General features: G+C 61.6%; 9 protein-coding genes. 5 read left to right on the forward strand and 4 right to left on the reverse strand.

Annotated elements, in window-relative coordinates; genetic code table 11:
* Positions 1-3: 3 nt before the first annotated feature.
* Genes AC0V6X_RS01770 through bchF form a run of 4 tightly spaced genes read right to left on the reverse strand, consistent with a single transcriptional unit; the run spans position 4 to position 7,034 of the window.
* The gene (locus tag AC0V6X_RS01770) at positions 4-3,630 is read right to left on the reverse strand and encodes a magnesium chelatase subunit H (RefSeq protein WP_486182877.1); all 3,627 of its coding nucleotides are present in this window, start codon (positions 3,628-3,630) and stop codon (positions 4-6) included.
* Complete coding sequence (gene bchB / locus AC0V6X_RS01775) at positions 3,620-5,182, reverse strand: ferredoxin:protochlorophyllide reductase (ATP-dependent) subunit B (RefSeq protein WP_486182878.1); 1,563 nt, start codon at positions 5,180-5,182, stop codon at positions 3,620-3,622. The genes AC0V6X_RS01770 and bchB overlap by 11 nt, the downstream gene beginning before the upstream one ends.
* Before the next feature lie 2 nt (positions 5,183-5,184).
* Positions 5,185-6,492 (reverse strand): ferredoxin:protochlorophyllide reductase (ATP-dependent) subunit N, encoded by a 1,308-nt coding sequence (locus AC0V6X_RS01780; protein ID WP_486182879.1) that lies wholly within the window; start codon positions 6,490-6,492, stop codon positions 5,185-5,187.
* Positions 6,489-7,034 (reverse strand): 2-vinyl bacteriochlorophyllide hydratase, encoded by a 546-nt coding sequence (gene bchF, locus AC0V6X_RS01785; protein WP_486182880.1) that lies wholly within the window; start codon positions 7,032-7,034, stop codon positions 6,489-6,491. The genes AC0V6X_RS01780 and bchF overlap by 4 nt, the downstream gene beginning before the upstream one ends.
* Before the next feature lie 252 nt (positions 7,035-7,286).
* On the opposite strand from bchF, the gene AC0V6X_RS01790 reads away from it, so the two are divergent.
* The 5 genes from AC0V6X_RS01790 (at position 7,287) to AC0V6X_RS01810 (ending at position 13,460) form a co-directional block, all read left to right on the forward strand.
* A complete protein-coding gene (locus AC0V6X_RS01790; RefSeq protein WP_486182881.1) occupies positions 7,287-8,231 on the forward strand; it encodes a cobalamin B12-binding domain-containing protein in 945 nt (314 codons plus the stop codon).
* A gap of 12 nt (positions 8,232-8,243) precedes the next feature.
* On the forward strand, positions 8,244-9,668 hold the full coding sequence (gene ppsR, locus AC0V6X_RS01795; RefSeq protein ID WP_486182882.1) for a transcriptional regulator PpsR: 1,425 nt from the start codon (positions 8,244-8,246) through the stop codon (positions 9,666-9,668).
* Between the two features lie 305 nt (positions 9,669-9,973).
* Complete coding sequence (chlG, locus tag AC0V6X_RS01800) at positions 9,974-10,885, forward strand: chlorophyll synthase ChlG (protein WP_486185497.1); 912 nt, start codon at positions 9,974-9,976, stop codon at positions 10,883-10,885.
* Complete coding sequence (locus AC0V6X_RS01805; protein ID WP_486182883.1) at positions 10,885-12,252, forward strand: BCD family MFS transporter; 1,368 nt, start codon at positions 10,885-10,887, stop codon at positions 12,250-12,252. The genes chlG and AC0V6X_RS01805 overlap by 1 nt, the downstream gene beginning before the upstream one ends.
* Entirely contained in the window at positions 12,249-13,460 is a 1,212-nt protein-coding gene (locus AC0V6X_RS01810; RefSeq protein ID WP_486182884.1) for a geranylgeranyl diphosphate reductase, read from the forward strand. The genes AC0V6X_RS01805 and AC0V6X_RS01810 overlap by 4 nt, the downstream gene beginning before the upstream one ends.
* Positions 13,461-13,471 lie beyond the last annotated feature (11 nt).

The following is a 13,471-nucleotide window of genomic DNA, read 5'->3' on the forward strand; positions in this document are numbered from 1 at the left end:
CTTTCATTCCGCTACGAAGACGCCTTCGAGGCGATCTTCGAGCTCATCATTGGCTTCGCGCAGTGCGTTAAGGGTCGCCTCGTCCGGCTCCCACAATTGGCGGTCGCACGCTTCGAGCAGCCTTCCAGCCACACGCGCTGACGCCTTCGGATTGAGCTCGGAGAGACGCCGACGCATCTCTTCGTCGAGCACAAAAGTCTCGGATATCTTCTGGTAAACCCACGGTTCGACCTTGCCCGTCGTCGCCGACCAGCCGAGCGTGTTGGTCACGTGCTGCTCGATATTGCGCACGCCTTCGAAGCCGTGTTCCAGCATCCCTTCGAACCATTTCGGGTTCAGCGTGCGCGTGCGGGTTTCCAGGTCAATCTGTTCAGCCAGCGTGCGAACTTTGGTCGTCCCGCGTGTCGCATCGAGGATATAGACCGGTGCGTCTTCCCCTTTGGCGCGTGCGACTGAGCGGCTGACCCCGCCAAGCCCGTCGACATATTGGTCAAGATCGGTGATGCCGACTTCAACGCTTTCGAGGTTCTGGTAGGTGAACTCGACGTCTTTCAACGCCTCGGTCAGCAATTCGCGGTGTTGGACTGGTTCGCCTTTGACGCCGTAGGCAAAGCCCTTGTTGATCTCGAATGCGTTGGCGAGCTCATCCGGATCGGCCCATACGCCGCCGTCGATCATCTGGTTGACTTGCGCACCATAGGCGCCTTCTTTGTTGGAGAAGACCCGCAAGGCGGCGGTTTCGAGGTCGAGGCCGTGTGCAGCGGCGTGGCTCATCGAATGTTTGCGCACGAAGTTGACCTCGGCAGGTTCCTCGGCTTGCGCAGCCAGAAGAGCGGCTTCGGCCAGCATCCGGGTCTGAAGTGGCAGCAAGTCGCGGAAGATGCCCGAGAGCGTCATCACCACGTCGATGCGCGGACGGCCCAGCTCTTCCAGCGGGATCAGTTCGGCCCCGCACAGGCGGCCATAGGAATCGCGGCGTGGGCGTGCGCCCATCAGCGTCATCGCTTGCGCGATCTGGACGCCTTCGGATTTCATATTGTCCGTGCCCCAAAGCACCATCGCGATGCTTTGCGGGAAGCCGCCTTCCGCCTCGACGTGGCGCGCGACCAGACGCTCAGCCTGTTCAGCGCCCTGCTTGCAGGCATAGGCGCTGGGGATCAGGAACGGGTCGAAGCCGTGAATGTTGCGGCCTGTGGGCAGCACAGCCGGGTTGGCCACGACGTCTCCGCCCGGGGCAGGCTGGATATAGCCGCCATCCAGAGCATGGATCAGCGCGCCCAGCTCATCGCTGGAATCGAGCGCCGCAGCCAAGGCTTCACGGCTGCCATCCTCGCCTGCCGCTTCCATCATGGCGTCAACCATAGCCTCGCGCCGCTCGCCTTCCGGATTGCGGCCGAGAATGTGAAGACCATGCGGGATCAGCGCCTCTTCCAGCTCGTAAAGCTTGGCGGAGAGCGATCCGATGTCGTCATATTTAATGTCGAGCGCGTCGCTCTGGTCGGCGATGATTGCGGCGAGGTCGTCGCGTTCGTCACCGTCGGTTGCGATCCGCCAGCGTTCGACGCTTGCCTTGAGCTCTGTAAGCCCTTTGTAGAGCCCGGCCTGCGCCAGTGGCGGTGTCAGATAGCTGATGAGGCTCGCCGCGCTGCGCCGCTTTGCCAGCATGCCCTCTGTCGGGTTGTTGGCGGCGTAAAGGTAATAATTGGGCAGGTTGCCAATCAGCCGCTCGGGCCAGCATTCACCGGTCATGCCGGTCTGCTTGCCGGGCATGAATTCGAGCGCGCCGTGCGTTCCGAAATGCAGCACGGAATGCGCGCCGAAATCTTCGCGGATGTAGCGGTAAAAGGCGCTGAAGGCGTGGGTCGGGGCGAAGTTGCCCTCGAACAGCAGGCGCATTGGATCGCCCTCGTACCCAAAGGCGGGTTGGATGCCGACAAAGACGTTTCCGAATTGCGCGCCCAGCACCTGGATGTGCGACCCGTCGGACTGGGCTTTGCCGGGGGCAGGGCCCCATTGCGCTTCGATTTCAGCCAAGTGCTCTTCGCGCCGGACATGTTCGTCCGCAGGCACACGGTGCGCGACATTGGCGTCTGCACCAAAGCGTTCAGAATTTCCCTTGAGGATTGTTTCGCGCAGGGCGTCGACGCTTTCCGGGACCGCTACGTCGTAGCCTTCGGCGGACAGGCGCTGAAGGGTTGCGAAGAGCGATTCATAGACCGCCAGAAACGCCGCGCTGCCTGTCGCGCCCGCATTAGGCGGGAAGTTGAACAGGACGATAGCAAGCTTGCGCTCGGCCCGCTCAGACCGGCGCAAAGCGACTATTTTGGTGACGCGGGCAGCTAGCGCTTCGGCGCGTTCAGGGCAGGCCTGCATCGGGCTGAGTTTTTCTGACTGCGCCTTGGTGCAGCGCCGCTCGCAGCCTTCGCAAACGCCGCTTGGGTCGCTGAGACGCCCGCCAAAGACGCTCGGCGTGGTCGCGCCGTCCAACTCCGGCAGAGCAACCATCATCGTAGATTCGAGTGGCAGAAGACCCTGGTCGCGCGAGCGCCATTCGCCCAGCGATTGGAACTCGATGGCATGCGCCGCGATATAGGGCACGTCGAGGTCGCCCAGCACTTCGCGTGCAGCCTGCGCGTCGTTGTAAGCCGGTCCGCCTACCAGCGAGAAGCCGGTCAGGTTGACGATGGCATCGACCACAGGTTCACCCCGGTCGATGAAGAATTTCTCGATCGCAGGCCGCGCGTCCAGACCGCTCGCGAAGACGGGGACAACCCGCATTCCGGCTGCCTCAAACGCGGCAATCGCGCCGTCATAGTGGCCGCTGTCCCGGCCCAGCAGATAGGAGCGCAGCAAGATCAGCCCGACCGTGCCGTTCTTGCCGTGGCCATTTGCCTCGTTGTTGCGCGGGAGCAGGCGCAGGCTTTCGGAGATGCGCTGCTTGGTCCGTGGGTGATAGACGCCGGTTTCGGGATATTCTTGCGGAGCGTCCGCGCTGGTTTCGCCGCGCCGCTCCATCCGCTCACCATCGGCATAACGGTCGATCAGAGCGCGCGTCATCGCGATGACGTTCTCGTCCGAACCCGCCAGCCAGTATTGCAGCGTCAGGAAATAGGCGCGCACGTCTTGCGCGGTGCCGGGAATGAATTTGAGAATCTTGGGTAGACGCCGCAGCATTTTCATCTGACCCGCGCCAGAGCTTGCGCCTTTCTTGGGCGAGCCGCGCAGCTTCTTGAGCAGGGCGAGAGGCCCCTTGGCGGGAGCATCCATGCGGTAGCCACCCATGCGGGTTAGCTTAACAACTTCGCCCGCGCTCATCAGGCAGACCATCGCGTCGCATTGCTCGCGCCGTTCTTGCAACGTGGGTAGGATCGCGCGGACGTGATCGTCGAGGAAAAGCATCGTCGCAATGACGATATCGGCTTCCTCGACCGCCGCTTTCGCATCCTCCAACAGAGTGCCATCTGCACCCCAGTCGGACGCAGCGTGCAGGGTGACAGCGATATTCTCTTCAGCCAGCGCCGCATTCGCCCGTTCGACCGCACCGCGCAGGTGGTTGTCGAGCGTGATGATCGTCACACGAACCGGAGCGGGGCCGCCAGAGGCCGAAGGAGGGTGCGCCCTACCGTGCATAATGCGCCTTCGCATCATAGAGCGTGTCGAGGTCTATCTGTGCGCGCCCTTGGTCGGCAGCAAAGGCTTCTGTGTTGCGGCGTGCTTTGCCGCGCACGAAGAACGGGATTTTCTTGAGCTCGCGCTCCGCTTCGTCGGTCCACGCTGCCGCGTCGTTGGCCGGAGCGGCGGTGACTATGGCGGGTTCGGGAGCCGCTTCAGCCGGCGCCGATTGCTTTGGCGAATGCGCCGCGTGATGCGATGCGCCTGCCTCGTCGGAGAACTCAAAATCCTCGCGGAACATGGTGAGCAAGTGTTCTTCCAAGCCCATCACCAGCGGGTGGACCCAGGTGTCGAAGATCACATTCGCGCCCTCGAAACCCATTTGCGGAGAATGCCGCGCGGGGAAGTCCTGCACATGCACCGGCGAGGAAATCACCGCGCAGGGCAGGCCCAGACGCTTGGCAATATGCCGCTCCATCTGCGTGCCGAGCACCAATTCGGGCGCGGCCTCCGCAATCGCATCCTCGACCGCCAGATGATCGTCAGTGATCAGCGGCTCGACGCCATAGAGCTTGGCCGCCTCACGGATGTCGCGGGCGAATTCGCGGTTGTAGCAACCGAGGCCACAGACTTCGAAGCCAAGCTCATCCTGAGCGATCCGGGCTGCTGCCACGGCATGGGTTGCATCGCCGAAGATGAAAACGCGCTTGCCGGTCAAATAGGTTGAATCGACCGAGCGGCTCCACCACGGCATGCGGGAAGAGGTGTCGCCGAGGGCGGGCGTGGGATCTGCACCCGCCAACTCGGCGACTTCGGCAATGAACGCGCGTGTGGCGCTCACACCGATTGGGGTTGTGCGGACCGTGGGCTGCTTGAACGTGCGTTCGAGCCAACGGGCCGCCTCATCTGCTATTTCTGGGTAAAGGACGATGTTGAAATCCGCTTCGCCGATGCGGGCGATGTCCGCGGGTGTCGCGTTCAGAGGCGCGACAAGGTTTACTTCAACGTCCAGTGTTTCAAGGATCTTGCGGATTTCGACCAGATCATCGCGATGGCGGAAGCCAAGCGCGGTGGGGCCGAGGATGTTGGCGCGCGCTTTGCGGCCTTCGCGAGGGTCGGGCGTTGCGCTCTTATCCGCGAGGTGCCGGACGATCTGGTAGAACGTCTCCGCCGCGCCCCAGTTCTCTTTGCGCTGATAGCTGGGCAGTTCGAGCGGGATCGCGGGGCAGGGCAGGTCCATCGCCTCGCTGAGGCCGCCCGGATCGTCCTGAATCAGCTCGGCCGTGCAGGATGCGCCAACAATCATCGCTTGCGGTTTGAAGCGCTCCGCTGCTTCACGTGCGGCATCCTGGAACAGTTGGGCTGTATCCTTGCCAAGGTCGCGCGCCTCGAAGGTTGTGTAGGTTACAGGTGGACGAGCACCGCGCCGCTCAATCATCGTGAACAGCAGGTCCGCATAAGTGTCACCCTGCGGCGCGTGGAGCACATAGTGCAGCTCCTTCATCGCCGTTGCGATCCGCATCGCGCCAACATGGGGCGGGCCTTCATATGTCCAGACGGCGAGCTGCATCCCTACACCTCCAGCCTGTCGCGGCGGCGCAAGGGCCGCGCGAAGAGTTCAGCGAGGTCACCCGCCTGGTCGAAGCCGTGGATCGGCGAGAAGACGAGCTCAATCGCCCATTTGGTCGAGAGCCCCTCCGCCTCCAGCGGGTTGGCAAGGCCAAGGCCACAAACGGTCAGGTCCGGCTTATCTGCGCGCACACGGTCGAGTTGACGGTCGACATGCTGGCCTTCGCTGATGCGGGCCGATGGCGGGATCAGGTCCAGCTCCTGCGCACAATGCGCGCGGTGGAGATAGGGTGTGCCAACCTCGACCGGCTGCATACCCAGTTCGGTTGCAAGGAAGCGCGCCAGCGGAACTTCGAGTTGCGAGTCCGGCAGGAAGCTGATGCGCTTGCCTTCAAGGTCGCGGCGCACATGTTCGAGCGCGCGCTTGGCCCGCTCGCGCCCCGGAGCGACCACCGCGTTAAAGTGCATCTCATCAATGCCAAACTCGCGCGCGGCAGCGCGGAGCCAATTGGTCGTGCCCTCAGCGCCGAACGGGAACAGTGCGTCGAGCCGCGTTGCCCCGCGATTCTCTAGCGCCATGGCTGTGTCAGCCAGGAAAGGCTGGGCGAGCAGGTAGCGCGTATTCGCACCCACGCTGGGCAAGTCGCGCGCATTGCGCGGGGGCAGGACGCCGACATGCTCGATACCCAGCTCTTTGAAGAGGCGCAGGAACTGATCCTCGACAATGTCGGGGAGCGAGCCAACCATCAGCAGCTGCTTGGGCGCTTCGACGGCTTGCGTAGGCATTTCCGGCACCAGCGAGGCAAGGCAGGCGTCTTCGCCTTGGGTGAAAGTCGTCTCGATCCCGCTGCCCGAATAGTTGAGGATGCGCACATCCGGCATATGCCGCGCGCCGAGGCGTTCAGCGGCCTTGCCGAGGTCGAGTTTGATGACTTCGGAGGGGCAGGAGCCGACGAGAAACAAGGTCTTGATATCGGGACGGCGTGCCAGCAGGCGGTCGACCACTCGGTCGAGTTCATCCTGGCAATCGACCATGCCGGCGAGATCACGCTCTTCCATGATCGCGGTTGCGAAGCGTGGCTCGGCAAAGATCATCACGCCCGCTGCTGATTGCAGCAGGTGCGCACAGGTGCGCGAGCCGACGACGAGGAAGAAGGCGTCCTGCATCTTGCGATGGAGCCACACGATACCGGTGAGGCCGCAGAAGACTTCACGCTGGCCGCGTTCGCGTAAGACCGGGCGCGCATCCTTAGACTTCGGAGCGTCGCATCCGTCGATTGCCGGTGCGTTGATGGTTTCGGGCGGCGTCATGCTGGCACCGCCTGAGCGCTTGCCGCGCCTTCGAGCCTCGCCATGCGCAGCTTCCAAAGAAACTGGCCGGCATTGATGATGTAAGCGCCATAGGCTGCGAGCGCGACGAACATGCGTTGCTCAACCGTGCCAATGCTCGCGAACAGCATCACGAGGTAAAGCGTGTGCAGCGCCAGGACGAGCATGGAGAACACGTCCTCCCAGAAGAAGGAGGGGGCAAACAGCCATTTGCCGAACACGACCTTCTCCCAGATCGAGCCTGTCACCATGATCGTGTAAAGCACCACCGTCTTGACCACGATCGAGACATCAGCCGCAAACGCGCCTTCGCCAGTCCAGAGTGTGCGGATGACCAATCCAAGGCTGATGAGGAAGACTACAAATTGCAGCGGGGCGAGCACGCCTTGAACCACTGTCCAGACCGACTCGTCCCTGCGCCGCCGCTCCTCTACCGTGTAGAGCGCCGCGCCAATCCCTTGCTGTTTTACCCGCCCTTGATGGGGTGCAGATTCGACATGGGATGCTGGGTCCTGTCGGTTCATCCTTGAATTTGCCTTTGTATCTAGACTCGAGACTTACGCCTCCGGACAGCCAAGTGTCAAATAAATTTGACGTAAAATAGACTGGACAGTCAATCTGTCCACGATTAGGGCAGATTGCGCATAAATTGGACTTGGTGTATGGTTAGGTTGCTGTGACACTATGAGTCGGAACACGTTCGACTTCAGGCAGCCTCGACGCGGATCCCGCGCCATTTCCGGAGACTATCAGCCGGAAGACGGGAAGGGTCAGGCATGAGCGCCTCGACGGGAAACGGAAAAACAAAGAGTGTGATTGGCGCTGGCTCAGCCGCGCTGCGTCGTGCTGTTTCAACGACCTTGGGTCGAAAGGACGTCGCGGATGAAGCTCCACCAGTCTTGTCAGAAGTGAAAACTCACCCGCTCGAAGGCGATGCAATCAACGCGATCATCGAAGGTGAGATCATTCCGCGACTGCTGATGGCGCAATCTGAAGCGGCGGACAAAACCATGGCGCTGGGCGCGCTGAATGGGGCGCAGATCGCCCCTTCCGCGGCGAAAAGATTTGCGCTTCTCCCGCTTAAGGAGGACACGCCCAACCTGCTCGAAGAGGTCGACAAGTTCATCAAAGAAGGCGTGAGCGTTGAGGCGATCTATATCGACCTGCTCGCGCCAGCAGCCCGCCAATTGGGCGAAATGTGGGAGGGCGACGACTGCGATTTCGTCGACGTCACTATGGGGCTGTGGCGCTTGCAGGAAGTGATGCGCGAAATTTCGGAGCGGGCTCCGATCAAACCGATCAACCCAGCTGACACACCCTACCGCGCGCTGTTTGCTCCTCTCCCAGGGGATGAGCATTACTTTGGCGCGATGATGATGGACGAAGTTTTTGCCAGAGCGGGCTGGCAAAGCGAGGTCATGACGAAGCCTTTGCGCAAGGAACTGCTAGATGCGGTTTCCCGTGAACGCTTTGACCTGGTAGGATTGACCGTCTCGCGCGATTGCACTAGCGCGGCCCTCACAAATCTAGTCAAGGCCATGCGCAGCGTGTCCGCAAATTCGAACCTCTCTATTCTCATCGGTGGTCAAATGATCAACCAAAACCCAGCAATCGTTGCCGAAGTAGGAGCCGATGGGACCGGCGCCGACGCTCGTGCCGCCCTCGAGGTGGCGCGAACGTTGGTCCAGTCCTCCGAGGTACGTGTGCGTTCGCTGAAATAGCGGGGTGCATTGATGCTAACCCGCAAACACTCCATCGAAGGCAAGCACCCCTTCGGCAAAGCCGCCGAACTGTTTGACGAGCTTGACGCCGATGCGGCGATGAAGCTGGCAATGGTGGCAGGCGACATCACGCTGGTCCTCGATGAGACGGGCCTGATCGTAGACACCGCTTTCAACCCTTCTGATTTCCCGGGTTTCGAAGGCTGGGAAGGCACGAACTGGCTTGAAACTGTCACGGTTGAGAGCCGCCCGAAAGTCATGGAAATGCTGGCTGCCGCGCGCAAAGGCGAAGTGCAGCACTGGCGTCAGGTCAACCATCCGACGCGCGATGGCGATTTCCCAATTCGCTATGCAGTGCTCAGCATTGCGGGCGGATCATACCGCATTGCGATTGGCCGCGACCTGCGCGAGGCCAGCACTATGCAGCAGCGTCTGTTGCAGGTGCAACAATCGCTTGAGCGGGACTATATGCGGATGCGCCAGCTTGAAGCGCGCTACCGGATGCTTTTTGAAAAATCGGGCGAGGCGGTCCTCATTGTCGAGGCGTCTGGCCTGCGTATCAGAGAGGCAAACCCTGCGGCGCATGATCTGATGGGAGTCCGTCAGGGAAGTCTTGCCGGCAAGAAGCTGCCAAGCCTGATTGAGAAAGGCTCGCGCGACGATTTGCAGGCGCTGGTTGGTGCCGCTTTGTCCTCGAACCAGACGTCTCCTGCGACCATCACATTGACCAAGGGCTCAACCGAAGTCGCAGCGAGCATCGCAGGTTTCACGCAGGACCGTGGCAAGTTCCTGTTCCTGCGGTTTTCTCCGGTGGGAGAGGCAGAGGCTGCCAACGATGATCACTCAACGCTGGCGCTGATTGATCAGATGCCCGACGCCTTTGTAGTCGCCGACGGCAATCTGCAAATTGTCAGCGCGAACCACGCCTTTATCGAGCTGGTCCAAGCGCCAGGCCTCGACACGTTGCGCGGCAAATCGCTGGCGGGCTGGATTGGTCGGCCTGGCATTGATCTGGACCTGATTGAAGGGCAGATCGACCAATATGGAGCGGCCCGCAATGTCGCGACAGTCTTGCGCACCAATGATGATCTGGAAGGCGAGCCGATCGAGCTTTCCGCCGTTCGCAGCAGCGGGGAGACCGGGCTTTACGCCTTTGTTGTGCGGCCTGTAGGTCGTCGTTTGCGCGATTTGCCACCGGGCACGCAAGATTTGCCGCGCTCGGTAGAGCAGCTGACTGATCTGGTTGGGCGCATGTCGCTCAAGGAGATTGTACGCGAAAGCACTGATTTGATTGAACGTTTGTGTATTGAAGCCGCGCTTCAATACACTTCGGACAATCGTGCTAGTGCTGCTGAAATTCTCGGCCTGTCACGCCAGAGCCTCTATTCCAAACTCCACCGTCATGGGCTTGGCAATCTGCCCGGCGACGGAGAGTAATCTCATAAAATCATAAGGTTATGCCATGCTGGCCTGATGCAGCTCTGTGCTCGGTGGAGCACAGAATGCTGAGTCGCGGCTACGAGGAAAAGTGCCTCAAAATGGAGCGCGAATCTCGCTTCAGAACCCAATTCTGATCCCGAATTGGACCATTTTCGCGTTTGAGACAGAAATAGTGTCCAAATAATTTGACGCATGCCCATGTCAGGCATAGCTTTGCACTTATGGACAGCTCCGTATCATCGACTCGCGCGCCCGCTGGAACGGGACCGGGGTCTGATGCGCCTGCTGTTCCTTCCCCATCCATCCAATCGCGCCCCCAATCACGGCACCAATCACGGCCCAAACTGCGTGACGTGCTGGAGTTGCTTAAGCCGATCACCTGGTTCCCGCCGATGTGGGCGTTCATGTGCGGCGCAGTTTCCTCTGGCGCAGGCTTGGACGGACGTTTGTGGTTTGTCGCGGGGGGAGTGATGCTCGCAGGGCCGCTGGTCTGCGGAACGAGCCAGGCGGTGAACGACTGGTTCGACCGCCATGTCGATGCGATCAACGAACCGGACCGTCCAATCCCCTCGGGCCGCATTCCGGGCCGTTGGGGTCTGTATATCGCCATCATTGCTACATTGCTGTCGGCGCTGGTCGGATGGTTGCTTGGCCCGCTGGTCTTTGTTGCCTCGCTGGTCGGGTTAGCGCTCGCCTGGGGCTACAGCGCACCGCCTTTCCGCTTCAAGACGAGCGGTTGGACAGGCCCTGCCGTGGTCGGCCTCACCTATGAGGGCCTGAGCTGGTTTACAGGCGCCGCGGTGATGCTGGGCGCGATGCCAAGTGCCGAAGTGCTGACCGTGCTGGTGCTCTATAGCGTCGGAGCGCACGGCATCATGACTTTGAACGACTTTAAGGCTGTCGAGGGCGACCGCGCAACAGGCCTCAAATCGCTGCCCGTGACTTTAGGCGTGCGAAATGCGGCCCTGCTGGCTTGCGGAGTGATGGCTCTGGCGCAGGTTGCGGTCATCGTGCTGCTGGCGGTGTGGGACCATCTACTCTCCGCCGGAGTGGTGGCGCTGGTCCTCGCGCTGCAATTCGCCGCCATGCCGCGGCTGATCGGCGATCCCAAGAAATACGCGCCTTGGTATAACGGTGTGGGCGTGACGCTTTATGTGCTGGGTATGCTCGCCGCAGCTCTCGGCCTTGGCGGTTACCTCGGAGGGCTCATCTGATGCACGCGCCTCCGCCCGACTCAGCAGTCCAAGGCCTCAGCTGGTTTGCGATCATCCGCATTGGCTTGGTCCAGGCCTCCATCGGCGCGATGGTGATGCTAATCACAACGGTGCTCAACCGCTTGATGGTGGTTGAGTATGCACTGGCCGGAGCGATTCCCGCCGGGCTAGTTGGCTGGCACTATGCGGTGCAGCTATGCCGCCCGCTATGGGGCCATGGCTCTGACAAAGGCGGAAACCGCGCGCTGTGGATTGTTGGCGGGATCGTAGTGCTTGGCGCTGGCGCGATCATGGCGGTGCAGGCGACCGTGATGGTCACGGAAAGCTTCGCTGCTGCCATGACGCTCGCTATCCTCGGTTACTCGCTCATCGGCATCGGCGTGGGGGCGGCGGGCACGTCGGCGCTGGCCTTACTCGCTTCTGGCGTAACGCCCACTCGCAGAGCTGCAGCTGCTGCGACAACCTGGATCATGATGGTTGCCGGTATCGTTGTCTCGGCCGTCATCGTGGGCCAGCTGCTTCAACCCTATTCGCCTGAGCGTCTGCTCACCGTTGCCGCCGGCCTGCTCATCACCTGCATCGCGATCACCGCGCTGGCTGTTTTGCGGATTGAGCCGCGCGGCGGTGTGAGCTTCGCGGAGACCACCAAGAGCGCCCCGCCACCTCCCTTGCGCGGGGCCTTGCGTGAGATTCTGAACGAGACGGCCGCGCGCCGCTTCACGCTTTTCATCTTCGTCTCGATGATGGCGTTCAACATGCAGGACCTTATCCTGGAGCCCTTCGCAGGACTGATCTTTGGCATGACACCGGGCGAGTCGACGCAGCTGGGCGGAATGCAGAATGGCGGTGTGCTCGCAGGTATGATCGTCGCAGGGATTGGCGGCAGCGCCTTTGCCGGACGGATGCCGTTCGAGCTGCGCCACTGGATCGTCTTTGGCTGCCTTGGATCAGCTCTCGCGCTTGCTAGCCTCGCGCTTGCGGCTGTGGCTGGGCCCGGCTGGCCGATCGCCGCCAATGTCTTTGTCCTTGGCTTTTGCAACGGGCTTTTCGCGGTTGCTGCCATCGGCGCGATGATGGGGCTTGCCGGCGCAGGTGAGAAAACGCGCGAGGGCGTGCGCATGGGCGTTTGGGGCGCAGCGCAGGCCATCGCCTTTGGCCTTGGCGGGATGCTGGGAGGAGGCGGGCTCGATGCCGCGCGCCGTCTGATTGGCGCCGACGCGCAGGCCTTCCAAGTGATTTTCGCCATCGAGGCTGGGCTGTTTGTCCTTGCCGCATGGCTCGCCATTCGCGCGACGGCAAAAGGGCTCGCGCCCAGACCCATGGACGCAATCAACATTCACGAAAGAGAAGCAGAGGTATTCGCATGAACCAGGAGATTTATGACGCCGTCGTGGTTGGCGGAGGCCCTGCTGGAGCGACTGCCGCGACCGAACTGGCGCTGGCCGGACACTCGGTTCTGCTGATGGAGCGGGGCGGGCGGATCAAGCCCTGTGGCGGGGCGGTTCCACCGCGTCTGCTCGAAGACTTCGACATTCCGCAAAGCCTGCTCGTTGCGCGCGCGCGCTCTGCCCGCATGATCGCGCCCTCAGGTCGCGCTGTCGATATGCCCGTTGGCGAGATCGGCTATGTCGGCATGGTCGACCGCGATGAGTTCGACGAATGGCTGCGCGAACGTGCGCGCGAAAGCGGGGTCGAACGCCTCGGCGCGACCTTCGAAAAGATCGAGCGCGACGATGAAGCCCATCCGCTCGTCACCTTCCGCCGTGAGCGAGGAGGCCCGATTGAGAAAGTCCGCGCGCGCTGTGTCATTGGCGCTGATGGTGCGCGTTCTGCGGTCGCGAAACAATGCTTGCCCGATGCCGAGCGGGTCAAATGCGTCTTCGCCTATCACGAGATCATCAAGTCGCCCGAGCCCTTCATGCTCGCCGACAACGAAGCCTATGATCCGGACCGCTGCGACGTGTTTTATCAGGGCAAGCTCTCACCCGATTTCTACGCCTGGGTCTTCCCACATGGCGAAACTGCCAGCATCGGCGTGGGCAGCGCGAACAAGGGCTTCTCCTTGCGAGGCGCTGTCTCGCAAATGCGCGAGGAGCTGGACCTTACCCGCTGCGAAACCGTTCGGCGCGAAGGCGCTCCGATACCGCTTAAACCGCTAAAACGCTGGGACAACGGCGCGGACGTCATCGTTGCTGGTGATGCGGCGGGGATTGTCGCGCCTGCCTCGGGCGAGGGAATATATTACGCGATGGTCGGCGGGCAATTCAGCGCGCAGGCCGCCTCGCAGTTCCTCAAGACGGGCGAGGCCAAGCAGCTCAAAACCGCGCGCAAGCGGTTCATGAAGGAGCATGGCCGGGTCTTCTGGATCCTCGGGATCATGCAGTACTTCTGGTATTCCAGCGACAAACGGCGCGAGCGTTTCGTCGACATGTGCGACGACGAGGACGTCCAGCAGCTGACCTGGCAGGCCTATATGAACAAGAAGCTGGTGCGCAAAAAACCACTCGCTCACGTCAAGATTTTCCTCAAGGACACAGCCCATTTGCTGGGGCTTAGACCGGCAAGCAGTTCATAGGAGAGGGATCC

The sequence above is a fragment of the Erythrobacter sp. S267 genome (assembly GCF_057365045.1).

Bases quoted from the DNA above. Each gene is read 5' to 3' on its own strand.
- AC0V6X_RS01805 (WP_486182883.1), top strand. From the start codon at position 10,885: ATGCACGCGCCTCCGCCCGACTCAGCAGTCCAAGGCCTCAGCTGGTTT.
- bchB (WP_486182878.1), bottom strand. From the start codon at position 5,182: ATGCAGCTCGCCGTCTGGACATATGAAGGCCCGCCCCATGTTGGCGCG.
- bchF (WP_486182880.1), bottom strand. From the start codon at position 7,034: ATGAACCGACAGGACCCAGCATCCCATGTCGAATCTGCACCCCATCAA.
- AC0V6X_RS01780 (WP_486182879.1), bottom strand. From the start codon at position 6,492: ATGACGCCGCCCGAAACCATCAACGCACCGGCAATCGACGGATGCGAC.
- ppsR (WP_486182882.1), top strand. From the start codon at position 8,244: ATGCTAACCCGCAAACACTCCATCGAAGGCAAGCACCCCTTCGGCAAA.
- AC0V6X_RS01790 (WP_486182881.1), top strand. From the start codon at position 7,287: ATGAGCGCCTCGACGGGAAACGGAAAAACAAAGAGTGTGATTGGCGCT.
- AC0V6X_RS01770 (WP_486182877.1), bottom strand. From the start codon at position 3,630: ATGCACGGTAGGGCGCACCCTCCTTCGGCCTCTGGCGGCCCCGCTCCG.
- AC0V6X_RS01810 (WP_486182884.1), top strand. From the start codon at position 12,249: ATGAACCAGGAGATTTATGACGCCGTCGTGGTTGGCGGAGGCCCTGCT.